The 22,271-nt window shown below is 71.2% G+C and carries 18 protein-coding genes, 1 tRNA gene and 3 pseudogenes; 10 read left to right on the forward strand and 12 right to left on the reverse strand.

Annotated features, from left to right (window positions below; translation table 11 throughout):
* Window positions 1-407: 407 nt before the first annotated feature.
* The 7 genes and pseudogenes from AC3EUJ_RS05385 to AC3EUJ_RS05415 all read right to left on the reverse strand — a co-directional run bounded on the left by AC3EUJ_RS05385 (window position 408) and on the right by AC3EUJ_RS05415 (window position 6,774).
* Window positions 408-851: a DUF937 domain-containing protein gene (locus tag AC3EUJ_RS05385; RefSeq protein ID WP_431959771.1), complete on the reverse strand. Its 444-nt coding sequence runs from the start codon at window positions 849-851 to the stop codon at window positions 408-410.
* Window positions 852-915: 64 nt separating this feature from the next.
* Window positions 916-1,305 (reverse strand): D-ribose pyranase, encoded by a 390-nt coding sequence (gene rbsD, locus AC3EUJ_RS05390; RefSeq protein ID WP_431959772.1) that lies wholly within the window; start codon window positions 1,303-1,305, stop codon window positions 916-918.
* Entirely contained in the window at window positions 1,302-2,204 is a 903-nt protein-coding gene (gene rbsK / locus AC3EUJ_RS05395; protein ID WP_431959773.1) for a ribokinase, read from the reverse strand. Before rbsK ends, rbsD begins: the two co-directional genes overlap by 4 nt.
* Before the next feature lie 44 nt (window positions 2,205-2,248).
* Window positions 2,249-3,121: pseudogene (locus AC3EUJ_RS05400) on the reverse strand (D-ribose ABC transporter substrate-binding protein); the annotation flags it as partial.
* Window positions 3,122-3,222: 101 nt separating this feature from the next.
* A pseudogene (locus AC3EUJ_RS05405) lies at window positions 3,223-4,224 on the reverse strand (ABC transporter permease); the annotation flags it as partial.
* Complete coding sequence (locus AC3EUJ_RS05410) at window positions 4,214-5,734, reverse strand: sugar ABC transporter ATP-binding protein (RefSeq protein WP_431959837.1); 1,521 nt, start codon at window positions 5,732-5,734, stop codon at window positions 4,214-4,216. The gene AC3EUJ_RS05410 and the pseudogene AC3EUJ_RS05405, both read right to left, overlap by 11 nt.
* 26 nt (window positions 5,735-5,760) lie before the next feature.
* Window positions 5,761-6,774 carry a LacI family DNA-binding transcriptional regulator gene (locus AC3EUJ_RS05415; protein ID WP_326575975.1) on the reverse strand — a complete coding sequence of 338 codons (1,014 nt, stop codon included), beginning with the start codon at window positions 6,772-6,774 and terminating at the stop codon, window positions 5,761-5,763.
* Window positions 6,775-6,966: 192 nt separating this feature from the next.
* Here AC3EUJ_RS05415 and recD2 point away from each other — a divergent pair, with 192 nt between their 5' ends.
* From recD2 to AC3EUJ_RS05440, 5 genes and pseudogenes are all read left to right on the forward strand, one after another.
* Window positions 6,967-9,186 carry an SF1B family DNA helicase RecD2 gene (gene recD2 / locus AC3EUJ_RS05420; protein WP_431959774.1) on the forward strand — a complete coding sequence of 740 codons (2,220 nt, stop codon included), beginning with the start codon at window positions 6,967-6,969 and terminating at the stop codon, window positions 9,184-9,186.
* Between the two features lie 131 nt (window positions 9,187-9,317).
* Entirely contained in the window at window positions 9,318-10,607 is a 1,290-nt protein-coding gene (locus AC3EUJ_RS05425) for a citrate synthase (RefSeq protein ID WP_431959775.1), read from the forward strand.
* Window positions 10,608-11,032: 425 nt separating this feature from the next.
* A complete protein-coding gene (locus tag AC3EUJ_RS05430) occupies window positions 11,033-11,779 on the forward strand; it encodes an SDR family NAD(P)-dependent oxidoreductase (RefSeq protein WP_431959776.1) in 747 nt (248 codons plus the stop codon).
* Between the two features lie 218 nt (window positions 11,780-11,997).
* Window positions 11,998-12,735, forward strand: coding sequence for a DedA family protein (locus AC3EUJ_RS05435; protein WP_431959777.1), 738 nt, complete (start codon window positions 11,998-12,000; stop codon window positions 12,733-12,735).
* Window positions 12,736-12,796: 61 nt separating this feature from the next.
* A pseudogene (locus tag AC3EUJ_RS05440) lies at window positions 12,797-12,976 on the forward strand (hypothetical protein); the annotation flags it as partial.
* An 18-nt stretch (window positions 12,977-12,994) separates the two neighbouring features.
* Here AC3EUJ_RS05440 and AC3EUJ_RS05445 read toward each other — a convergent pair.
* Window positions 12,995-13,198 (reverse strand): MarR family transcriptional regulator, encoded by a 204-nt coding sequence (locus tag AC3EUJ_RS05445; protein ID WP_431959778.1) that lies wholly within the window; start codon window positions 13,196-13,198, stop codon window positions 12,995-12,997.
* A gap of 194 nt (window positions 13,199-13,392) precedes the next feature.
* Complete coding sequence (locus AC3EUJ_RS05450) at window positions 13,393-13,818, reverse strand: TetR family transcriptional regulator C-terminal domain-containing protein (RefSeq protein WP_431959779.1); 426 nt, start codon at window positions 13,816-13,818, stop codon at window positions 13,393-13,395.
* Between the two features lie 255 nt (window positions 13,819-14,073).
* On the opposite strand from AC3EUJ_RS05450, the gene AC3EUJ_RS05455 reads away from it, so the two are divergent.
* Both AC3EUJ_RS05455 and AC3EUJ_RS05460 read left to right on the forward strand, forming a co-directional pair.
* Complete coding sequence (locus AC3EUJ_RS05455) at window positions 14,074-16,095, forward strand: M3 family metallopeptidase (protein WP_431959780.1); 2,022 nt, start codon at window positions 14,074-14,076, stop codon at window positions 16,093-16,095.
* Window positions 16,096-16,312: 217 nt separating this feature from the next.
* A complete protein-coding gene (locus tag AC3EUJ_RS05460; protein ID WP_431959781.1) occupies window positions 16,313-16,831 on the forward strand; it encodes an FxLYD domain-containing protein in 519 nt (172 codons plus the stop codon).
* Between the two features lie 709 nt (window positions 16,832-17,540).
* Here the strand turns inward: AC3EUJ_RS05460 and AC3EUJ_RS05465 are convergent.
* Together AC3EUJ_RS05465 and AC3EUJ_RS05470 are read right to left on the reverse strand one after the other, a co-directional pair.
* Window positions 17,541-18,794 (reverse strand): hypothetical protein, encoded by a 1,254-nt coding sequence (locus AC3EUJ_RS05465; RefSeq protein ID WP_431959782.1) that lies wholly within the window; start codon window positions 18,792-18,794, stop codon window positions 17,541-17,543.
* A gap of 118 nt (window positions 18,795-18,912) precedes the next feature.
* Window positions 18,913-19,248 carry a hypothetical protein gene (locus tag AC3EUJ_RS05470; RefSeq protein ID WP_488180942.1) on the reverse strand — a complete coding sequence of 112 codons (336 nt, stop codon included), beginning with the start codon at window positions 19,246-19,248 and terminating at the stop codon, window positions 18,913-18,915.
* A gap of 242 nt (window positions 19,249-19,490) precedes the next feature.
* Here AC3EUJ_RS05470 and AC3EUJ_RS05475 point away from each other — a divergent pair, with 242 nt between their 5' ends.
* Window positions 19,491-19,625: a hypothetical protein gene (locus AC3EUJ_RS05475; RefSeq protein ID WP_431959784.1), complete on the forward strand. Its 135-nt coding sequence runs from the start codon at window positions 19,491-19,493 to the stop codon at window positions 19,623-19,625.
* Window positions 19,586-20,044 (forward strand): hypothetical protein, encoded by a 459-nt coding sequence (locus AC3EUJ_RS05480; protein ID WP_431959785.1) that lies wholly within the window; start codon window positions 19,586-19,588, stop codon window positions 20,042-20,044. Before AC3EUJ_RS05475 ends, AC3EUJ_RS05480 begins: the two co-directional genes overlap by 40 nt.
* Before the next feature lie 173 nt (window positions 20,045-20,217).
* Here the strand turns inward: AC3EUJ_RS05480 and AC3EUJ_RS05485 are convergent.
* Window positions 20,218-20,290 (reverse strand) — tRNA-Arg (locus tag AC3EUJ_RS05485).
* A gap of 303 nt (window positions 20,291-20,593) precedes the next feature.
* Between AC3EUJ_RS05485 and AC3EUJ_RS05490 the strand changes: the two genes are divergently transcribed.
* The gene (locus tag AC3EUJ_RS05490; protein ID WP_431959786.1) at window positions 20,594-22,267 is read left to right on the forward strand and encodes a dynamin family protein; all 1,674 of its coding nucleotides are present in this window, start codon (window positions 20,594-20,596) and stop codon (window positions 22,265-22,267) included.
* Window positions 22,268-22,271 lie beyond the last annotated feature (4 nt).

Genomic DNA, 22,271 nt, shown 5'->3' on the forward strand with positions numbered 1-22,271 from the left:
TGGGCCGTGGCCGGCCCGGCGACGGCTGCGTGGACCTGCGCGGGTTCCGCGAGCGGGCGGACGCGGCCGGCCACGCGGTAGCCGTCGAGGCGAGATCTCCGACCCGCGTCGTGGGTGCGCGACGGAGCCGAGGTGCCGGCCGAGACGGCCGTCCGGTACCGCCGGCACGTGCTCTGAGAAATCCCTGAGAATTTCTTCCGGAAGCCGTACAACCCTCCCCGGGGCCGGTGTGTCTACCTAGCGTCAAGACCCGGAGGGGGGCCTCACATGGGTCTTGAGTGGGGGAGAGCGCGACACCTGGAGGGGGCTCGGGGTTTCGCGCAGAGGGAGGGAACGCCAAAGGGGTCCGGCCGAGCCGGACCCCTTTCGCCATGCCTGCTCCGTCCGTTCCGCCCGGCCGCCGCGGTTCAGCGCTTCTCGCGGGCCCGCCGGGCCAGCACGGCCGCCATCACGGGGATCAGCGTCTCCAGCGCCGCCGTGACCGCCTCGACCGGAAGCCCGGTCCGCTTGGCCACTGCCCGTGCCGCCGGGGTGGCGACCTTGGTCAGTACGGCCGCCAGGACCCCACGGCCCGGTTCCTGCCCCGTACCGCCCTGCATCCCGGCGAAGCCCGCGGCGGCAGCGGGCAGCGGCTCGGGCTCGTTCGCGGCCTGCTCCATGGCCTGGCACAGCTCCGCGGTGCCGCCGGGTGTCACCACGTCGTCGGTCAGCACCCCCGTGATCGAGGCCACCGCGCTCCCCACGACCCGCTGCGCCTGTGCGGCGTCGGTCCCGAGCAGCTCGGTGATCTCCCGGAGCCGGTCGTCCCCCAGCTCCTCCAGCACCTCGTCCTTCAGCGGTCGGTCGCTCATGGTCGGGACGCTACGCGGGATCCGCCCGCCCGGCCCGCCGACCGCAGCCGGAAGGATGTACGCCTTAGAAGGGCACGCCGCAGCGCAGGATGACGTTGGCGTACGGCCGCGACTCGCCTGTGCGGACGACGAGGCGGGCCTGCCGGGTGCGGGCCTTGAACTCCTCGTGCGGCACCAGCTCCAGGTCCGGGAAGGCCCCGTCGAGCTGGGCGGTCACCTCGGGATTGTGCTCGCGGACCTCCCTGGCCGCGATCGCCCCCTCCACCACCAGCTCCTCCAACAGACCGTCGAGGACCTCGGAGAACGACGGCGTGCCGGCCCGGAACGCGAGGTCGACGACGATCGGCCCGGGAGGGATCGGCAGCCCGGCGTCGCAGACCACGACCAGGTCGGTGTGGCCCAGCACGGCCAGGGCGCCCGCGAGATGGCGGTTGAGGATTCCGGACTTCTTCACAGCTGACCCACTTCTTCGAGGGTGGGGAAGGATTCCTGCGCACCCGGCTTCGTGACGGCGGCGGCGCCCACCCGCACCGCGAACCGCACGGCGGTCACCAGGTCGTCGCCCGCGCCGAGACGCCAGGCCAGTGCTCCCGTGAAGGAGTCGCCGGCACCGGTGGTGTCGACGGCCGCCACACGCGGGCTGGGTATGCGCACGGTGCCGTCCGGCGTCGCGGCGAGGGCTCCCGCCGCGCCGAGCGTGACGACCACCGAGCGCGGCCCGAGGGCGAGCAGCCCCGCCGCCCACGCCTCGGGGGTGTCCCCGGCCTCCGGGCCGAGCAGGACGCGCGCCTCGTGCTCGTTGACGACGATGGGGTCGCAGCCGGCGAGCACCTCCCGCGGCAGCGCGGCGGGGGGCGAGGGGTTCAGCACGACCCGCGTGCCGGACTCCGTGGCCGTCGCCACCGCGGCGGCCACGGACTCCAGGGGGATCTCCAGTTGCAGGGAGACCACCCGGGCGCCGGCCAGCAGCTCGCGCGCGCCGGTCACGTCCGCCGCGGTGAGCCGGGCGTTGGCGCCCGGCGACACCACGATGCTGTTGTCGCCCGAGGGGTCCACCGTGATCAGCGCGACCCCTGTGGGGGTGCCGCCGTTCAGGACACCGGTGGTGTCGACGCCGGCCGATCTCAGCGAGCCGGTGAGCAGCCGCCCGTGGGCGTCGTCGCCGACCCGCGCCAGGAGCGCCGTACGCGCGCCCAGACGGGCCGCGGCGACGGCCTGGTTGGCCCCCTTGCCACCCGGGTGGGTGGCAAGGTCCGAGCCGAGGACCGTCTCACCGGCCGCCGGGCGGCGGTCGACGTGGATCACCAGGTCGGCGTTGGCCGACCCTACGACCAGCAGGTCGTAGCCGTGCATCTGCGTGTTCCCTTCGGGGTCCGGCCGTACCGGGGTGCGGACTGTCAGGAGGAGAAGTCGGCGACGTTCTGCTCGGTGACGACCTTGACCGGAACCTTCACCAGGCTGCCGAGCTTCTCGCCCTTGGCGGCCTTCACCGCGTTCTGCACGGCCAGCTTGCCGAGTTCCTTCGGCTGCTGCGCCACGGACGCGAAAAGGGTGCCGCCCTTGACCGCGTTGAGGCCGTCGGGGGTGCCGTCGAAGCCGACGACCTTGACCGACTTGCCCGCCTTGTCGCCGAGCGCCTTGATGGCGCCGAGGGCCATCTCGTCGTTCTGGGCGAAGACGCCGGTGACGTCGGAGTGGGCCTGCAGCAGGTTGGTCATGACGTCCAGGCCCTTGGTGCGGTCGAAGTCGGCGGCCTGCTGGGCCACGACCTTGATGCCCGGGTAGGCCTTGATGCCCTCGTTGAAGCCCTGGCCGCGCTCGTTGGCCGCGGAGGTGCCCGCGGTGCCCTGGAGGACGACCACGGTGCCCTTGCCGCCCAGCGACTCGGCCAAGGTCTTGGCGGCGAGCCGGCCGCCCTCGACGTTGTCGGAGGCGACGGTGGTCGCGAGCTCGGCCTTGTTGACGCCGCGGTCGGCCGCGACGACGGGGATGCCGGCCTTGTTGGCGGCCTTGACCGAGGGGCCGGCCGCGTCGGAGTCCACCGGGTTGACGATGATCGACTTCACGTTCTGGCTGGTGAAGTTCTGCAGCTGGTTGGCCTGCTGCGACGCGTCGTTCTGCGCGTCGGTGACGGTCAGGTCGACGCCCTCCTTCTTCGCCTCGGCCTGCGCGCCCGCCTTCAGCTGCACGAAGAACGGGTTGTTGAGGGTGGAGACCGACAGGCCCACCTTGACGTCCGAGGAGGAGCCGGAGCCGGAGCCGGAGTTGCAGGCGGTCGCGGTGAGCGCCAGGGCGGCGACGGCGACGGTGGTGGCGGAGATGAGCTTGGTGCGCATGGGGGCTTCCTTGCTGGTGCGGTGCGGAGAAGAGGAGGGGGTCTGTGGTGCGCGGCGCGCGGTCAGGCGCGGCGGCGCAGGGTGTCGAGCAGGACGGCCAGCGCGATGACCGCGCCGATGACGACCTGCTGCCAGAAGGCGGAGACCGACAGCAGGTTGAGGCCGTTGCGGAGGACGGCGAGGATCAGCGCGCCGATCAGGGTGCCGGACGCCTTGCCGACACCGCCGGAGAGGCTGGCGCCGCCGATGACGACCGCCGCGATGGCGTCCAGTTCGTAGCCGTAGGCGGCCTGCGGCTGCGCGGAGGCCAGACGTGAGGCGAGCACGATGCCCGCGACCGCCGCGAAGAGGCCGGACAGCGCGTAGATGATGATCTTCTGGCGCTTGACGCGGATGCCGGAGAGGCGGGCCGCCTCCTCGTTGCCGCCGATCGCGTACATGGCGCGGCCTATGTACGTGCGGCCGAGGATGATCGCCGTGGCGGCGCCGGCGACGATCATGACCAGGACCGGGACGGGCAGCCAGCCACCGATGGTGTCGCCCAGGTGGGAGACGGAGTCGGGGAAGGCGATGGGGCTGCCCTGGGAGATGACCAGGGTGAGGCCGCGGCCGATCGACAGCATCGCGAGGGTCGCGATGAACGGCGGCAACTTGCCGAAGGAGATCAGCAGGCCGCTCAGCAGACCGCTGGCGACACCGGTGGCGACGGACAGCACGACCGCCAGCCACACCGGCAGGCCCGCCGAACTCGCGCTCCAGGCCAGCACCGTCGCGGACAGCGCCGCGACCGAGCCCACCGACAGGTCGATGCCCGCCGCGACGATCACAAAGGTGGAGCCGAAGGCGAGGATGGCGACGACGGCGGCCTGGACGCCGACATTGAGCAGGTTCTGTGTGGACAGGAAGTCGCCCGAGAGGAACGACAGGGCCACGAGCAGGACCACCAGGGCGCTGAGCGCGCCGTTGTTGAGGAGCACACGGCGTGCCGCGGCGACGCCGCCCGTGTCCGTACTGCTTTTGAGCGTGTCAGTGGCCACGGGAGCCCTCCACATCCTTCGTTGCTGTTGCGTTGCCGCCCTCGGCGGGCGCTGTGCCGACGGCCAGGGCCATGACGGAGTCCTGGGTGGCCTCGTGCGCGGGGAGTTCACCGGCGAGCCGGCCCTGGGACATCACCAGGACGCGGTCGCTCATGCCCAGCACCTCGGGGAGGTCGCTGGAGATCATCAGCACCGCGTGACCGGAGGCCGTGAGTTGGTTGATGAGCTGGTAGATCTCGACCTTGGCGCCGACGTCGATGCCCCGGGTCGGTTCGTCGAGGATGAGCACCTTGGTGTCGGCCAGCAGCCACTTGCCGATGACGATCTTCTGCTGGTTGCCGCCCGAAAGGGTGCGCACGTGCTGGTGGAGCCCGGCCATGCGCACCTTGAGCTGCCCCGAGATGCGGTCGGCGGCCTTGCGCTGCCCGGCCCGGTCGACGAACCCGGCGCGGGTGGCCCGGCCGAGGGTGACCAGACCCAGGTTCTCCTGGATGGTGGCGTCCAGCACCAGACCCTGGCCCTTGCGGTCCTCCGGCACCAGGCCGATGCCCGCGTCCATGGCGGCGTTGACGTCGTGGCGGCGCAGCCGCTTGCCCAGCACCTCGACCGTGCCGGAGTCGTACGGGTCGGCGCCGAAGACCGCGCGGACGACCTCGGTACGCCCGGCGCCGACGAGCCCGGCCAGGCCGACGACCTCGCCGGCCCGCACCTCGAAGCTCACGTCGTGGAAGACGCCGCCCCGGGTGAGGCCCTCGACCCGCAGCAGGGGCGCGCCCGCTTCCGCGCGCTCGCGCGGGTACTGCTGCTCGATGCTGCGGCCCACCATCAGCCGGACCAGCTCGTCCTCGGGGGTGCTCGCGGGCACCTGGGAGACACTGCGGCCGTCGCGCAGGACGGTGACGCGGTCGCCGAGGGCGGCGATCTCCTCCAGGTGGTGGGTGATGAAGACGATGCCGACGCCGTCCTCGCGCAGCTTGCGCACGATCCGGAAGAGCTTGTCGACCTCCTCGCTGGTGAGCACCGCGGTCGGCTCGTCCATGATCAGGACGCGCGTTTCCAGGCTGAGCGCCTTGGCGATCTCCACCATCTGCAGGCGGGCGATGCCCAGCTCCGAGACCGGGGTGCGCGGGTCGACGTCGACGCCGACCCGGGCCAGCAGGGCGGCGGCGTCCGCGTTCATCTGCTTGCGGTTCACCAGGCCGAGGCGGCGCGGCTGGCGGCCCAGGAAGATGTTCTCGGCGACGCTCAGCGCCGGGACGAGGTTGAACTCCTGGTAGATGGTGGCGATACCCAGCTTCTCGGCGTCCTGCGCGCCGTGGATGCGCACCTCCTGGCCGTCGACGAGGATCCGGCCCCCGTCGGGGCGGTTGGCGCCGGAGAGCATCTTGATCAGGGTGCTCTTGCCCGCGCCGTTCTCGCCGAGCAGGACGTGCACCTCGCCCGCGCGCAGATCGAAGTCGACGCCGTCGAGGGCCACCACACCGGGGAAGACCTTGCGGACACCCTCCATGCGGAGGAGCTCGGGGCTGCTCGTGCTCAACGGGGACTCCCTTCGGACGCGCCGCAGGAGCGGCGGACAACGAGGCGGGCGGACACGGTGACCGACGGCGCCGGCCTGCCCTCCACCCGGTCGATCAGCGACCGCACGGCCGCGCGGCCGAGCTCGCCCGTGGGCTGGGCGATCGCGGTGATCGGCGGATCGGTATGGAGGAACCACGGGATGTCGTCGAAGGCGGCGAGCGCGATGTCGTCGGGCACGCGCAGGCCGCGGGCACGGATCTCGTCCATGGCGCCGAGCGCCATCAGATTGTCCGCGGCGAAGACGACGTCCGGCGGGACCGGCAGGTCCAGGAAGCGGGCGGTGGCCCGGCGGCCGCTGTCCGCCTGGAAGTCGCCCTGGCCGATGTACTCGTCGGGCAGCGGCAGGCCGAAGGCCGCCAGCGCCTCGCGGAAGGCCCGCACGCGCTCGCGGCCGGTGGTGGTCGCGGCGGGGCCGGCGATGATCGCCAGCCGGCGGTGGCCCAGGCCGTGAAGGTGGGCGACCAGGTCGCGCACCGCGTCGCAGCCGTCGGTGCGGACCACCGGGACGTCGTTGCCGATACCGGGGATCCAGCGGTCGACGAAGACCATCGGCGTGCCGGAGCGCACCGCGTCCAGTATCAGCGGGGAACCGCCGTCGGTGGGGCTGACCAGCAGTCCGTCGATGCGGCGGTCCAGCAGCGTGCGGATGTGGTGGTCCTGCTGCTCCGGCCGCTCGTCGGCGTTGCCGATGATCACGCTGTAGCCCAGCGCCCTGGCCTCGTCCTCCACGGAGCGGGCGAGCTCGGTGAAGAAGGGGTTCAGCACGTCGCTGATGACCAGGCCCAGCGTCCGGGTCTGGTCAGTGCGCAGCGAGCGCGCCACCGCGTTGGGCCGGTAGCCGAGTTCGGCCACCGCCTCCAGCACCCGGGTGCGGGTGTCGGGGCGGACCGCGGGGTGGTCGTTGAGCACGCGGGAGACCGTCGCGACGGAGACACCGGCGCGTGATGCCACGTCCTTGATGCTCGCCACCCGTCCCACCTCCTCGTGGAATCGATTACAAGGAGGATTGGAATCGATTACATGCTCCAGGGCAAGAGCACGAAACCGGATTGTTATATTCCAGGGCCCGGCCGGACGGAGTTGTCCACAGCCCCCGGCGGCCTGTCGGGGCCGGGCGGTACGGTCGGATCACATCGCAGATCCGGGGAGGTGGCCCGCGCCGTGGGGGAGTTGAGACTGGCCGTCGTCGAGGGCGTCCTGGAGCGGATCACGTACGCCAATGAGGAGAACGGGTACACGGTCGCCCGGGTCGACACCGGCCGGGGCGGCGGCGACCTGCTGACCGTGGTCGGCTCGCTGCTGGGCGCCCAGCCGGGCGAGTCGCTGCGCATGGAGGGCCGTTGGGGTTCCCACCCGCAGTACGGCAAGCAGTTCACCGTGGAGAACTACACCACCGTCCTCCCGGCCACGATCCAGGGCATACGGCGCTACCTCGGCTCCGGGCTGATCAAGGGAATCGGCCCGCGGATCGCCGAGCGGATCGTCGAGCACTTCGGCACCGACACCCTGGAGGTCATCGAGCGGGAGCCGGCCCGGCTGGTGGAGGTCCCGGGCCTGGGTCCCAAGCGCACCAAGCTGATCGGCGCCGCCTGGGAGGAGCAGAAGGCCATCAAGGAGGTCATGGTCTTCCTCCAGGGTGTGGGCGTGTCCACCTCGATCGCGGTGCGGATCTACAAGGAGTACGGGGACTCCTCGATCTCCGTGGTGAAGAACCAGCCCTACCGGCTGGCGGCCGACGTCTGGGGCATCGGCTTCCTCACCGCGGACCGCATCGCGCGGGCTGTCGGCATCCCGCACGACAGCCCCGAGCGCGTCAAGGCAGGCCTGCAGTACGCCCTGTCGCAGGCGACCGACAGCGGCAACTGCTTCCTGCCCGAGGAGCGGTTGCTGTCCGACGCGGTGAAGCTTCTCCAGGTGGACACCGGCCTGGTGATCGACTGCCTCGCGGAGCTGGCCGGCGAGGAGGGCGTGGTCGTCGAGCCCGTGCCCGCCCCCGACGGCGGTGAGGACCCGGTGCGCGCGGTGTATCTGGTGCCCTTCCACCGGGCGGAGATCTCCCTGGCCGGCTCGCTGCTGCGGCTGTTGCGCGGTACGGAGGACCGGATGCCCGCCTTCCGCGATGTCGACTGGGACAAGGCGCTGACCTGGCTCGCCGGACGGACGGGTGCGGACCTCGCCCCCGAGCAGCAGCAGGCGGTGCGGCTGGCGCTCACCGAGAAGGTCGCCGTGCTGACCGGCGGCCCGGGCTGCGGCAAGTCCTTCACGGTCAGGTCCGTGGTGGCGCTGGCGCAGGCGAAGAAGGCCAAGGTCGTGCTGGCCGCGCCCACCGGCAGGGCGGCCAAGCGGCTGGCCGAGCTGACCGGGGCCGAGGCCTCGACGGTCCACCGGCTGCTGGAGCTCAAGCCGGGCGGCGACGCCGCCTACGACCGGGACCGGCCCCTCGACGCCGATCTGGTCGTCGTCGACGAGGCCTCGATGCTCGACCTGCTGCTGGCGAACAAGCTGGTCAAGGCCGTGCCGCCGGGGGCTCACCTGCTCTTCGTCGGCGATGTGGACCAGCTGCCCAGCGTCGGCGCCGGTGAGGTGCTGCGCGATCTGCTGGCCGAGGGCGGCCCCGTCCCGTCGGTCCGGCTGACCCGTATCTTCCGGCAGGCCCAGGAGTCCGGCGTGGTGACCAACGCGCACCGGATCAACTCCGGAGCCCACCCGGTCACCCAGGGGCTGGACGACTTCTTCCTCTTCGTGGAGGAGGACGGTGAGGAGACGGCCCGGCTCACGGTGGACGTGGCGGCCCGCCGCATCCCGCGCCGGTTCGGCCTCGACCCACGCCGCGACGTCCAGGTGCTCGCCCCCATGCACCGGGGCCCCGCGGGCGCCGGCGTGCTGAACGGGCTGCTGCAGCAGGCCGTCACCCCGGCCCGCCCCGACCTGCCGGAGCGGCGGTTCGGCGGCCGCACCTTCCGCGTCGGCGACAAGGTGACGCAGATCAGGAACAACTATGAAAAAGGCGCCAACGGCGTCTTCAATGGAACGGTGGGGGTCGTCACCTCCCTGGACACCGTGGAGCAGCGGCTCACCGTACTGACCGACGAGGACGAGGAGATTCCTTACGACTTCGACGAGCTGGACGAGCTGGCGCACGCCTACGCGGTGACGATCCACCGGTCACAGGGCAGCGAGTATCCCGCCGTGGTGATCCCTGTCACCACCGGGGCGTGGATGATGCTCCAGCGGAACCTGCTCTATACCGCTGTTACCCGGGCAAAGAGGCTGGTCGTGCTCGTGGGTTCCCGCAGGGCGATCGGCCAGGCGGTCCGCACGGTCTCCGCAGGCAGGCGCTTCACGGCGCTCGACCACCGGCTGGCGCGGGCGGCAAAATAGGCACTGGGTGCCACCATTCGGCTCCTCGGCCGACCCCGAGTGCACGTGGTCACGCCAAATGGGGGACAGTAGGGGTAGTCAGGGCACCTACAAACCTCGAAGAAGAGGCACGACGTCGGTGAGGGAATGACGTGAGCGACAACTCTGTAGTACTGCGGTACGGGGACAGCGAACACAGCTACCCGTTGATCGAGGGCACCGTTGGTGACAACGGCTTCGACATCGGCAAGCTGCGAGCCGACACCGGCCTGGTCACCCTGGACAGCGGCTACGGCAACACCGCGGCCTACAAGTCCGCGATCACCTACCTCGACGGCGAGCAGGGAATCCTCCGCTACCGCGGTTACCCCATCGAGCAGATCGCCGAGCGCGGCACCTTCCTGGAGACCGCGTACCTTCTCATCAACGGTGAGCTCCCCACCGTCGACGAGCTCGCCGCCTTCCGCGGCGACATCACCCAGCACACGCTCCTCCACGAGGACGTCAAACGGTTCTTCCAGGGCTTCCCGCGGGACGCCCACCCGATGGCGATGCTGTCCTCCGTGGTCAGCGCGCTGTCGACCTTCTACCAGGACAGCCACAACCCGTTCGACGAGAAGCAGCGCTACCTGTCGACGATCCGGCTCATCGCCAAGCTGCCGACGATCGCCGCGTACGCCTACAAGAAGTCGATCGGACACCCCTTCGTCTACCCGCGCAACGACCTCGGCTACGTCGAGAACTTCCTGCGGATGACCTTCGCCGTGCCCGCCGAGGAGTACGAGCTCAACCCGGTCGTCGTCGACGCCCTGGACAAGCTCCTCATCCTGCACGCGGACCACGAGCAGAACTGCTCCACCTCCACCGTCCGCCTGGTCGGCTCCTCGCAGGCCAACCTGTTCGCGTCGATCTCCGCGGGCATCAACGCCCTGTGGGGCCCGCTGCACGGCGGCGCCAACCAGAGCGTCCTGGAGATGCTGGAGGCCATCCAGGCCGACGGCGGCGACGTGGACGCCTTCATCCGCAAGGTGAAGAACAAGGAGGACGGCGTCCGGCTGATGGGCTTCGGCCACCGGGTCTACAAGAGCTTCGACCCCCGGGCGAAGATCATCAAGGCCGCCGCCCACGACGTGCTCTCCGCCCTCGGCAAGTCCGACCAGCTGCTGGACATCGCGCTGAAGCTCGAGGAGCACGCCCTCAGCGACGACTACTTCGTCTCGCGCAACCTGTACCCGAACGTCGACTTCTACACCGGCCTGATCTACCGGGCCATGGGCTTCCCGACCACGATGTTCACGGTGCTCTTCGCGCTCGGCCGGCTCCCCGGCTGGATCGCCCAGTGGCACGAGATGATCACCGAGCCGGGTTCCCGGATCGGTCGTCCGCGCCAGGTCTACACGGGCATCGTCGAGCGGGACTACGTCCCGGTCGAGGCCCGCTGACGCCCCGCGCCCCGCGCACAGAGAAACGCCCCGCGCCGAATCCCCCCACGGGTTCGGCACGGGGCGCTCCCGTTTCCCGGAGCGGATCCCCCCACGGGTCCGTACCGGGCGTTCTTTGGGTGCGCTCGCCCAGCCGGGCCAAGCCACCCGGGAGGGCCGCTCAAAGCTCTCCGGGCAGTTCGCCCCGGCATGGCGACCGGGCTGTCCCCCAAAGACAACCCGCTCATCATCTCACCGAGTCCGCCGGGAGCCCGGTGTCTTCGCTGGGATAGACCCCCTCGTAAACCAAAAGGTTACGTTCCAGCCAGTGTGACCTCAGTCTCGGCTACGCATCTCCTACGTCATCCGCATCATGACAGACCCCCGTGTCGGTCGCGTGGCCCCCGTCCCGTAACGTGCTGTCCCTCCTCGAGGGGCGGAGCGTGATGTCGCAGAACGCAAGTGTGGGCCGGCACGTCGTGGTGACCGGCGGGGGAACGGGCATCGGCCGGTCGGTGGCCACCCTCTTCGCCGAGGCCGGCGACCACGTGACCATCGTCGGCCGGCGGCGCGAGGTGCTGCGCGCCACCGCCGATGAGCTGCGCTCCCTGCACGGCTACGACGTCACCCCGGTCGTCTGCGACCTCGCCGACCCCGACGACGTGGAGGCGACCCTGGAGCGGCTCCCCCGCCGTATCGACGTCCTGGTCAACAACGCGGGCAGCCGGGAGCTCGCGATCGGGGCCGGCCCGCACGGGGTGCTGGCCCGCTGGCGCGGCGACTTCGAGCGCAACGTCCTCACCGCCGTCCTGGTGACCGAATCCGTACGTGACCGGCTCCCCGAGGGCGGCCGGGTCATCACCGTCACGTCCGTGGCCGCGCTGCGCGGCGGCGGCTCCTACGGGGCCTCCAAGGCCGCCCTGCACGCCTGGAACCACTCCCTGGCAGCCCAGCTCGGCCCGCGCGGCGTGACCTGCAACATCGTCGCCCCCGGCACGGTCGCGGGCACCGAGTTCTTCGGCGCCCGGCTCGACGCCGCCGAGCTGACGCGCAGGGCCGGCCGGACCCTGGTGGGGCGGGTGGGACGGCCCGAGGACGTCGCCTCCGCGGTGGTCTTCCTCGCCTCCCCCGAGGCCGGCTTCATCACCGGCGAGATCCTGCAGTGCAACGGCGGCGAACTGCTCGGCCGCTGAGCCGCGGGACCGCGGCCCCGGGGAGTACGCCGGGCGTACTCCCCGGGCCACAGCCGGCCCTTCCGGCCCCGTACCTGAGGATGAGGTGCCCCAGGGAAAACCCTGGGAATGCCCCGATCCCGGCGAAACCGCCTTGCCCCCTGCGTCGCGGCCCTGCGAGCGTTGAGGCCTGGGACGGGACGCGGGGGACGGGCCGGGGCGGGAAGAGGGGCGGCCGCATGGACGTTGGACGGATCGTGTCGGCCCTCGACTTCACCGCGGGCCTCGAGGGGTATCTGCGGGACGGCCACGTCCTCTGGGCGTACGCGGTGCTCGCTGCCACCACCGCGCCGCCTCTGGTGCCCAACGCGGCGCTCCTGGTCGCCGGAGGTGTGCTCGCCGCCCAGGGGCGGCTGGACATCGCCCTCGTCCTGCTGGTCGTCGCCGGCAGCGCCCTCGCGGGCGACCTGCTGATCCACCGCACCGGCCGCGCCGTCAGCGGCCGAGTGCTGACCCGGCTCTACCGGCGGCCGCGGCGCCGGGCGCTGCTGGAGTGGGCCAGCGTGCGGATACAGCGGCACGGCGTGCCCTTCGTGATCGCCGTCCGCTTCCTGCCCAGCGGGAGGGTCGTCGGCGGCCTCTCGGCGGGCATCGTGCGCTACCCGGCCCGCCGCTATCTGATCGGCGCGGGTGTGGCCGAGGGGGTCTGGGCGACGTACTCGGTGGGCCTGGGCTACTTCGGCGGTCTCGCCATGTCCGACTCGCTCTACGCCGTCGCGCTGGGCCTGGGCGTCTCGCTGGCCGTGGCCGGAATCGGCGGTGTGGCGCAGAGGTTCTCCGGGCGCCGCTCGGCCCGGGCGGGTACGGCGTCCCCCGGACGTGTGGTGGCCACCGGCGGCCCCGCGGGCCCGGAGGGGGACGCGCCGGAGGCGGACGCCCCGCAGGGGGAGCCGGCGGACCGGGCGCTGCGGGGCTGAGGCCGGCCGCCGCGGGAGCGGGCCGTGCCGGCCTTCGTCTCAGGGCGAACGCGATGGTGGGCGGACCCTGCTCGTGCCCGCCGTGATGCGGCTGACCGGGTGGGCCACCTGGTGGGCGCCGCGGCCGCTGAAGGCGCTGCACGACCGGTTCGGGCTGAGCGAGGGCGAGGACCCGGGCCGGGCCCCCGCGCGGGAGGAGCCCGTACCGCACCCGCACCCGGAGCCGGCCCGCCCGGGCTGATCGGCGGCGGGGCCGACGTCAGCCGAACTCCCGGCGTCCGCGGTTCCCGGGGCGCCGGGAGTTCCACAGACGGACCGTGTCCGCGTACCAGAACGGCTTCCCGCCCTCCACGACATCGGGGGGCGGCAAGTGGCCGTGCTTGCGGTACGAGCGCACGGTGTCGACCTGCACCCGGATGTGAGCGGCGATCTCGGCGTACGACCAGAGGGTCCGGTCCGTCATCTTCCACGCACCTCCCATGCGCCGGCCTCGGGGACGGCCGGCCTCGCCGGGACAACGACATGCGATCAGGCGCGGAAGGGGCTGTTGATCGTCTGTGACGCGAAGCCCGTGTAACGGTGACAAACGTGGCGGACGCGTGACCGGCCTCCCCGATTGTCGGAGAAGCCGTCCGCGTGCGGAATGCCCAGCCCCCCTCAGCCCTCGAACCGAGCCGGCAGCGAGGGGACTTCCGCGTCGGCCGACCTCCCGTCGGCCAGGGCCCTGAGGCGGTTGATGGTGGCGGTGCCCGCCCGGGCGTGGGCCGTGGCGTCGTCGAAGAGCCCCGACTGCAGGGTGCCGGTGTCCCTCAGCGCGATCAGCTCGAAGGCCAGCAGCGGGATGTCGGCGTCCGCGCGCAGCCGGTCCGCCCGCCGGGCCTGGGCGGCCACATCGTGCACCGGCCCGGTACGCGCGTCGAACTCCGCCGACACCGCGAGCAGGAAGCAGCCACCCGGGAAGACCCGCCGCCGCGAGCGGTCCAGCCACGACTCGCACAGCCGCCGCACCCGCGTCAGCCCCGCGGGCAGCTCCCGCGCCGGCTCCACCACCTGCCGGATGTGCCCCTCGCGGGCCGCCCGCACGGTGGCGAGCTGCAGCTCCTCCTTCGAACCGACAGGGCGAACCCCCGCTCCTGCAGAGCCCGAGCTCGGTCGCCGGCCGGCCCAGCGACAGCCCCTCCAGACCCTCGACCGAGGCGATCGCCATGGTGCGGTCGAGCACCAGCCGACGGGTCCGGTTGCCGCGCTCGACCCGGCCGTCCGTAAGCGTGGCCGCCATCCGGGCATCCTAGGGAAGGGCACGTCCGGGCGGCAGGCACCGGGCGTAAGGTCGGTGGCGTGACCTCGACGAATCCCTTCCTCAGTCCGAGCACCCTTCCGTACGAGCTCCCGCCGTTCGCGGACATCCGCGAGGAGCACTACCTTCCCGCCTTCGAACAGGGGATGGCCGAGCAGCTCGCCGAGACCGAGGCCATCGCGGCGAACCCCGAACCGCCCAGCTTCGAGAACACGATCGTCGCCCTGGAGCGTTCCGGAGACCTGCTGGACCGCGTGTCGAAGGTCTTCTTCAACCGCGCGAGTGCCGACACCGGCCCGGGCATCCAGGAGATCGAGGCCAGGATCAACCCCGCCCTCGCCGCCCACGCCGACGCCATCCACCTCGACCCCGCCCTGTACGCCCGCGTCAAGGCGCTGTACGAGGGGCGGCAGGAACTCGGTCTGGAGGCCGAGGGGCTGAGGCTGCTGGAGCGCTACCACACCCGCTTCGTCCGCGCGGGCGCCGAACTCACCGAGGAGGGCCGCGAGCGGCTGAGGGCGCTCAACGCGGAGATCGCGGAGGCCTCCACCGCCTTCGAGCAGAACCTTTTCGCCGACACCAAGGCCGCCGCCCTCGTCCTCGGCAGTGCCGACGAGCTGGCCGGTCTGTCCGCCGACGCCGTTGCCGCCGCGGCCGCCAACGCCACTGCCCTCGGCCACGACGGCAAGTACGTCATCAGCCTGAAGAACTTCTCCAACCAGTCCGAGCTCGCCGCCCTCGACGACCGGGCCCTGCGCCGGCGCCTGCTGGAGGCCTCGCTCGGCCGCGGCCTGACCTCCAACCGCGAACTCACCGTCAGGCTCGCCCGGCTGCGCGCCGAGCGCGCCGCCCTGCTCGGCTACGAGAACCACGCCGCGTACGTCGTCGCCGACCAGACCGCCGGCACGCCCGAGGCCGTGACCTCCCTGCTCGCCCGTCTGATCCCGCCCGCCGTCGCCAACGCCGAGCGCGAGGCCGCCGCCCTGGCCGCCGCCTCCGGGCTGGAGGATTTCGCGGCCTGGGACTGGACGTATTGGTCGGAGAAGGTCCGCAAGGCGGAGTACGACATCGACACCGCCGCCATGCGCCCCTACTTCGAGCTGGACCGGGTGCTGCGGGACGGCGTCTTCCACGCCGCCGGCCAGGTCTACGGACTGAGCTTCACCGAGCGCCCCGACCTCGCCGCCTACCACCCCGACGTCCGGGTCTTCGAGGTCTTCAACGCCGACGGCTCGCCCCTCGGCCTCTACCTGGGCGACTACTTCGCCCGCGCCTCCAAGCGCGGCGGCGCCTGGATGAACAGCCTGGTCGACCAGTCCGCGCTCTTCGGCCGCAAGCCGGTCGTGGTCAACAACCTCAACGTCGCCAAGCCCGCCGACGGCGAGCCCGCGCTGCTCACCTACGACGAGGTCAACACTCTCTTCCACGAGTTCGGCCACGCCCTGCACGGTCTGTTCTCCGACGTCCGTCACCCCTTCTTCTCCGGTACGGCCGTCCCGCGCGACTTCGTCGAGTACCCCTCCCAGGTCAACGAGATGTGGGTGACCTGGCCGCAGGTGCTGGCGCACTACGCACGCCACCACGAGACCGGCGAGCCCATGCCCGCCGACCTGGTGGCCCGGATGGAGGCCGCGGAGCGCTTCGGGCAGGGCTTCCGCACCGTGGAGTACCTGGCGGCCGCCGTCCTCGACTGGGCCTGGCACACCATCCCCGCCGGTCACGACCCCGGCGACACGGAGGAGTTCGAGGCCGCCGCCCTGAAGGAGGCCGGGCTCGCGCTCCCCGCGATCCCGCCGCGCTACCGCAGCACCTACTTCGCGCACATCTTCGCCCACGGCTACAGCGCCGGGTACTACTCGTACATCTGGAGTGAGGTGCTCGACGCCGACACCGTGGAGTGGTTCAAGGAGAACGGCGGCATGCGGCGTGAGAGCGGCGACATCTTCCGCCGTGAGCTGCTCTCCCGCGGCGGCAGCGTCGAGCCGATGGCCGCGTTCGAGGGCTTCCGGGGCCGTGCGCCGCGGATCGAGCCGCTGCTGACGCGTCGCGGCCTGACCGGCTGACCTTTCCCGGGCCGGTGGCCGGCGAGGCACGGCGTCTCGTCGGCCATCCGGTGAGCCATGGCCCGTTCCGGACGGCACGATCAGACCCTCGGCACAGACTTATCAGGAATGATCTATACCGGATCGGTCACGAGCACGTTACAGACAGCTCTTGTCTCTGCGCGCATGGTGAAGCTCTGCCACGGTGTCTTCACATCCGAGCCTCAGGGGGTTCACCATGTCTCAGTCGTCGCACGCCTCGCCACCGGGCCACTACCCGCCGCCCCAGGATCCGGACTGGAGCCGGCCACCGAAGAAGTCGGGCGCGGGGAAGATACTCGGCTTCGGGATCGCCGCCATCGTCGTCGTGGTCGGCGGCAGCGTCGCCTTCGCCCTCAACACCGGGGACGACAAGGGTGGTTCGGGGGACGACTCCACCGCGGTCAGCGCGTCACCGGCCGAGGCCGACGGCCGCACATCGGCCCCGGGTGACGCGAAGGTCACCTCGTGCGGTCTCGCCGGCTTCAGCAAGTGGCCCAGCGCCGAGGTGACCATCACCAACCACAGCTCGGAGACCTCCGACTACCAGGTGCAGATCGAGTTCGTGGACGCCGGCGGAGCGCGCATCGCCCAGGCCGTCGCGACCGCGACCGGCGTGGCCGCGGGGAGCCAGGAGACGACGAGCGCCCAGGGGTCCCAGCCCGCCGCCGGCGATATCGACTGCAAGATCACCGAGGTCCTGCGCAAGGCGAACTGACCTCTCGCCGCGCTGCCGCCGAGGGGGAGCGCGCGGCATGTTCCGCCGTCTCCTTCGGCACCGGTGACTCCGGTTCGCACTCCGACCCCGCGGTACGGGACCGCGGGGTCCGGCCGCCGGGGCGGCTGATGGCGCCCGGGAGGTTGGGCCGGACCCACGCCACCCGGTGACGAGGCCCCCCGCGGACCGGCGGGGAGCGGCGGGCCCGGGGGCGGTTCGCACGGGGTTCACCGCCCCGAGGGCGGGAGCGGGATTCCGTGAGGGTTCCGCATACGGTCCCGACCCCTTCCACGCCGTGCCGAAATGGCGGAGAAGCGTCACATTCCGACAGCCCGTCAGGCGGCCGTCATCAAACAATCAGGACTCCCGTTCGACGGACTCGTTCGAACACCAAGAAGTCAACAACTTCTCCAGCCGTAGCTGCCATTCGAAACTTCCGAATGGTTTTGTCAAAGTGCTGGCAGGCAAGGGTGCCCCCGACAGGACTCGAACCTGCGGCCAAGCGCTTCATGCTCGCCCCCCCCGGAACCTTCGGGCACGACAGAGCCCCGCCGTGGCGAAGCGACGGGGCTCGTCTCGTTCCCTGAACCGAGACGGGCTTTCCATGGAAGGGGAGTCACTGGCCCCATGCCCACATCAAACCCAGACAGCGAGTAGTCACATGACCGGCCGAACAAGTCCTAGCGTGAGGCCGGACAGCCGACGCGCTTCAAACGTCGACATCACGGCCTCGCCCCAATGGCTCGGAGACAACGACGTCGAGGAAGTTTGCGTCCCGGAACGCCCTCAGCGCCCTCCCCCGGGTACCGCCCAACTTCTGCAGAACCTCGTCCTTAGTCAGACCCGTGCCGCGAAGCCCGGCACACTGCCGGGCCAGTGCCAGCCGCTCCGGATGGTCTTCCGGGGCTTCGTAGAAGACCGCGTCCTGCAGCAGCTCCTTGACGGACTCGAGGGACCGTCCCATGACGCGTCCGATCTCCGCCCTCGCCAGGCCCGCTCTCTTGTGCCTCAGAGCCTCCGCCGCCGCAAGGCGCCGCTCCTTCTGCAGGTCCTCATTGCGTCGGAGCGTGATCCCCGCGGCCTTGCGGACACGGTAGAGGAGACCCTCGACCTGTTGAGGAGACAGGCCGAGCCGCGCGGCGATGTCACGATTCGCCACACCCTCCCCGTGCAGCCGCAGCGCCTGCTCCTCGCGATCCAGACGAAGCAGCCGTTCCTGCTCCCGCTCCTGCTTCCTGCGTCGCCCGATCTCGTCCTTGAACGCACGCCGCAGGGAGGCCTTCACCGATCGGGCCCAGCGGAGCTGTTCGTGCTCCTCCCGCATCTGCTCCCGGACGAAATAGCCGTACCAGAACGGCATCCGTTCGCCCAGACCACCATCGGCACTCCCGCCCCAGCGGAACATGGGGTACTGCTCGCGCCTTCTCAGCAACACTTTCAGGACCGACTCGTCCGGGGTGTAGCCGCCGTCCTGCCGCATCAGGAGCCGCTGCTTGTCGGTGAGTCCCTCCATGACACGGGTCCAGGCCGTCCGGAGTCCGGCGGCCTCCGCCAAGGTCACGAGCGTCTCCCAGTCCCACTTGGGCACGGTGAGCCCAAACTGGGTACCGTCATCGGTTTCCCAGCGGTTTACCTCCGCCGCGACGTACACGGCGAAGTCGGCAGCGTTCCACGCCCGTATGACGTCCTGCCATATCTTCGCGGCCGTCGCGGGCAGGTAGGCAACCCGCTGACCCCCCACGTCGAATGCCACCGCCCGCGCGTCCCACCGATTGGACGGTTCGGGCACAAGCTCGGCTTCGACGCTCTGGCCGACGGAGAACCTGCTCAGCGATTCCTGGAAGTAGTACGCCCCAGACGCGTAGTACTGTCCGGCCGGGCGGCCGTAGTCGTTGAGCAGAATGCGGCCGGCAGGCCTGATGTACTCCCCGGGCTGACGCATATGGATTCCCACAGCGCTCATCCCCCCTCGCATCGCGCGTACCCTTCTGTGAACCGGTCCGGCCGGCCCCTGAAGGTGTCTTCCGTTCGGTCGGTTCACTCTGGCGAGACGGCCTCCGACCTGCACTATCGCGGCGATCCTATGCCCGGTCTGGGTCCCACCGGCAGGCCGGACCCGGCGTCGGCGACTGCGGGCCCTGCTCATCAAGGCCGGCCGTCAACGCGAGATCACCCCCGAAGTCGAACGCCTCCACCGCCTGCTGCGCGAACCCCAGATGCAGCAACCGCCACTGGTCGAACAGGCCATGGGCGCCAAAACCCAAGCCTTGCTCCGACAGTTCAACGCGGCCTGCGCCAGAGCCGATGAACTCGAAGCCGCCACCATCGCGGCGTTCGAGGCCCACCCGGATGCCGAGATCATCACCAGCTTCCCCGGCCTCGGACCCTGCCTCGATGTCATGTACCTTCATCGCCACGCCGTACCCGAGAGTCATCGACTCCAGGTGTTGGAGGGAACTTCCCCGCACCACATCCCCGGGCGCAGCCGTACCTCGTCGAGGAAGTCGTAGACATCGGTCAGCTCTGTCAGATGCCTGGGGGTTACGCCACGAGTCTCCTGGGCTGGATCTGGCGCCGTCCCCGCGGTGGCCGGCGGGTGCACGCCTTCTTCTCCACGCTCTAGTAGTACGCGGGGCCCCGGCCGGAGGAAGCAGTGGCCATGCGTGTTCTGGACGCCCGGCTGCCCGTGGAGGACGACGAAGACCAGTGGGGCGAGCTGCTGCTCCACACCGCTCGGCCGGAGGTGGGGAAGCAGTGGACGGATACGGCAAGGTCCATGAGGTGCGCGGGCTGAAGGGCAGGGCCAAGGACGACACCCGCGTCGTACCGTGTCGTCCGGCGCTGACGCGCATCCTGCGGGAGCACGTGAAGGCCGAGGGCCTGAAGCCCGGGGATCTGCTCTTCCCGGGGGAGCACGGGGACACTCTCGCGGGGTCGGTTTTTCGCCGCGCCTGGCGCACCGCTCGGCAGCAGGTGCTCGCGCCGGCAGAGTTCGCCTCGCCGCTCGGCAAGCGCGTCTATGACCTGCGGCATACCTGCCTGACGTCGTGGCTCAACGCGGGCGTCCCGCCGACGCAGGTCGCCGAGTGGGCGGGCAACAGCGTCCCCGTCCTGCCTGCCACCTACGCGCGTTGTATCTCCGGTCAGCTAAGGGATCACCAGAGGCGGATCGAGGCCGGGGGAGACCTCCCCGAGCCGGACGAAGATCGCTGAACCGGTTCCGGAACTTCGACACGTATTCGACAGAGCCACCCGCGCAAACCCGGCGACAGCCGGACGGCGCCGGAGGGTTCTCGTGATCACCCGCGTGGTCAGGCGCAGCTGCGTACCGCGTGGCAAGGTTCTGACCGGCAAAAAAGCCCCTCCATGTGGAGGGGCGCAGTGGGTGCCCCCGGCAGGACTCGAACCTGCGGCCAAGCGCTTAGAAGGCGCCTGCTCTATCCACTGAGCTACGGGGGCCGGACGTTGGCCGCGACCGAACCCGCCCCTTGTGTCGACGGTTGCGTGACCTTGCCGGGGACAAGGATAGGGCGCGGCTGATGTGCGGCCGGTTGCTTCGCCTTCATGACACGTTGTGTAGGTTCGGTGAAGCGGTCTGATAATCGCAGGCAGGTGCGAATGTCGCACCAGTTTTGACGCCTCAGCCGACGGCTGTTGTGCACTCGTTATGCCGGTGACTCTTCCGACCCTTCCGTCCCGTTCGGCCCTCTTGCGGGCCGAAAGGCGTGAACTAGGTGGAATACGCTTCAAAAACCCATCAAAATGGGGCATTCTGCCACTGTGGCGATCTTGGATGTACGGCCCGAACTCCTCGACGCGCTGTCGGCGCTGCGCGACCGCGTCGCGAACGCGCGCTTTCCCCTCCCCCTTCCCGGAGCCGAGAGGGCCCGCCGCACACGCCAGGAACTGCTCGCGCAACTCGACGACTATCTGGTGCCCCGGTTGAAGGCGCCCGAAGCGCCGCTGCTGGCGGTGGTGGGCGGTTCGACCGGAGCGGGCAAGTCCACGCTCGTGAACTCGCTGATCGGCCGGCGTGTGAGTGACGCGGGTGTGCTGCGCCCCACGACGCGCACACCGGTGCTGGTGTGCCATCCCCAGGACCGTGCCTGGTTCGCCGATCCGCGGGTGCTGCCGGGCCTGGCCCGCGCCTGGGCGCCGCGGCCCCGGACCGCGGCCGACGCCGAGGGGGAGGAGGAGACGGAAGGGAACGACGAGGACCGCGAGGCGGAGGAGGCCAGGCTGTGGCTGCGCCTGGAGACCGACGACACGCTGCCGCGTGGACTCGCCCTGCTGGACGCGCCCGACATCGACTCCCTCGTCTCCCGCAACCGCGAACTCGCCGCCGAACTGCTCTGCGCGGCAGACATCTGGATCCTGGTGACCACCGCGGCGCGCTACGCCGACGCTGTGCCGTGGCACCTCCTGCGCACGGCCAAGGAGTACGACGTCACCCTGGCCACCGTCCTGGACCGGGTGCCGCACCAGATCGCCGAGGACGTCTCGCAGCACTACGCGGCCCTGCTGACCCGGGCCGGTCTCGGGGACGTGCCGCGGTTCACCGTCCCCGAGCTGCCCGAGTCGGCGGGGGCCGGCGGGCTGCTGCCGCACACCGCAGTGGCGGCGCTCGGCAGCTGGCTGGCGCACTGTGCCGAGGACCCGGCCGCGCGGCACCAGGCGGCTCAGCGCACCGTCTCCGGGGTCCTGGGCTCGCTCGGCAACCGGCTCCCGGAGCTGGCCGGCGCCTCCGCCGCGCAGCATGCCGCGGCCGTGCGCCTGACCCGCCACGTGGACGACGCCTACGACGAGGCCGAGTCGCGCGTGCGGGAGGCCGTCGACGGCGGGGCGCTGCTCGCCGGGGACGCCCTGGCCAGCTGGCGCGGCTATCCGGACTGCGGCCCGGCGGCCCTGCTGTCCGCCCTCGCCGAGAGCCTTGCGGTCCTGCTGCGGACCGAGGTCGCGGCGGCCGACGAGCGGACCCTCGACGCCTGGCGCGCTGACCGCGCCGGCACCGTCCTGGCGGAGGACGCCGACTCGGAGTCGGCGTCGGCGTCCGGCGACGCCGCCGAGCGGATCGAGGAGGCTGTCGACACCTGGGGGTTCACGGTGAACCGCCTCGCGCACCAATCGGTGCGCGGGAACACGGAGGGCGTCGACCCCCAGAACGCGGCGGCTCTGATCGCGGTCGCCGTGCTCGGTGGCCGCAAGGGCACGGTCGCGGGCGAGCGGCTCGCCTCCCTCGTCGGCGCGCACGCGGCGCTGCGGGCCGGCGACCGGGCGCGCGAGGAGCTGGACCGGCTCGTCGCCGACGTGCTCGACGCCGAGCGGGAACTGCGGGTGCTCCCCGTGGAGGCGCTGGATGTGACGGCGGGCCAGCAGGCGTCGCTGATCGCGGAGCTTTCCGTGGTGCAGAGGTCGTACGGACTCCAGGAGAGGTGATCAG

Source organism: Actinacidiphila sp. bgisy160 (assembly GCF_057707815.1).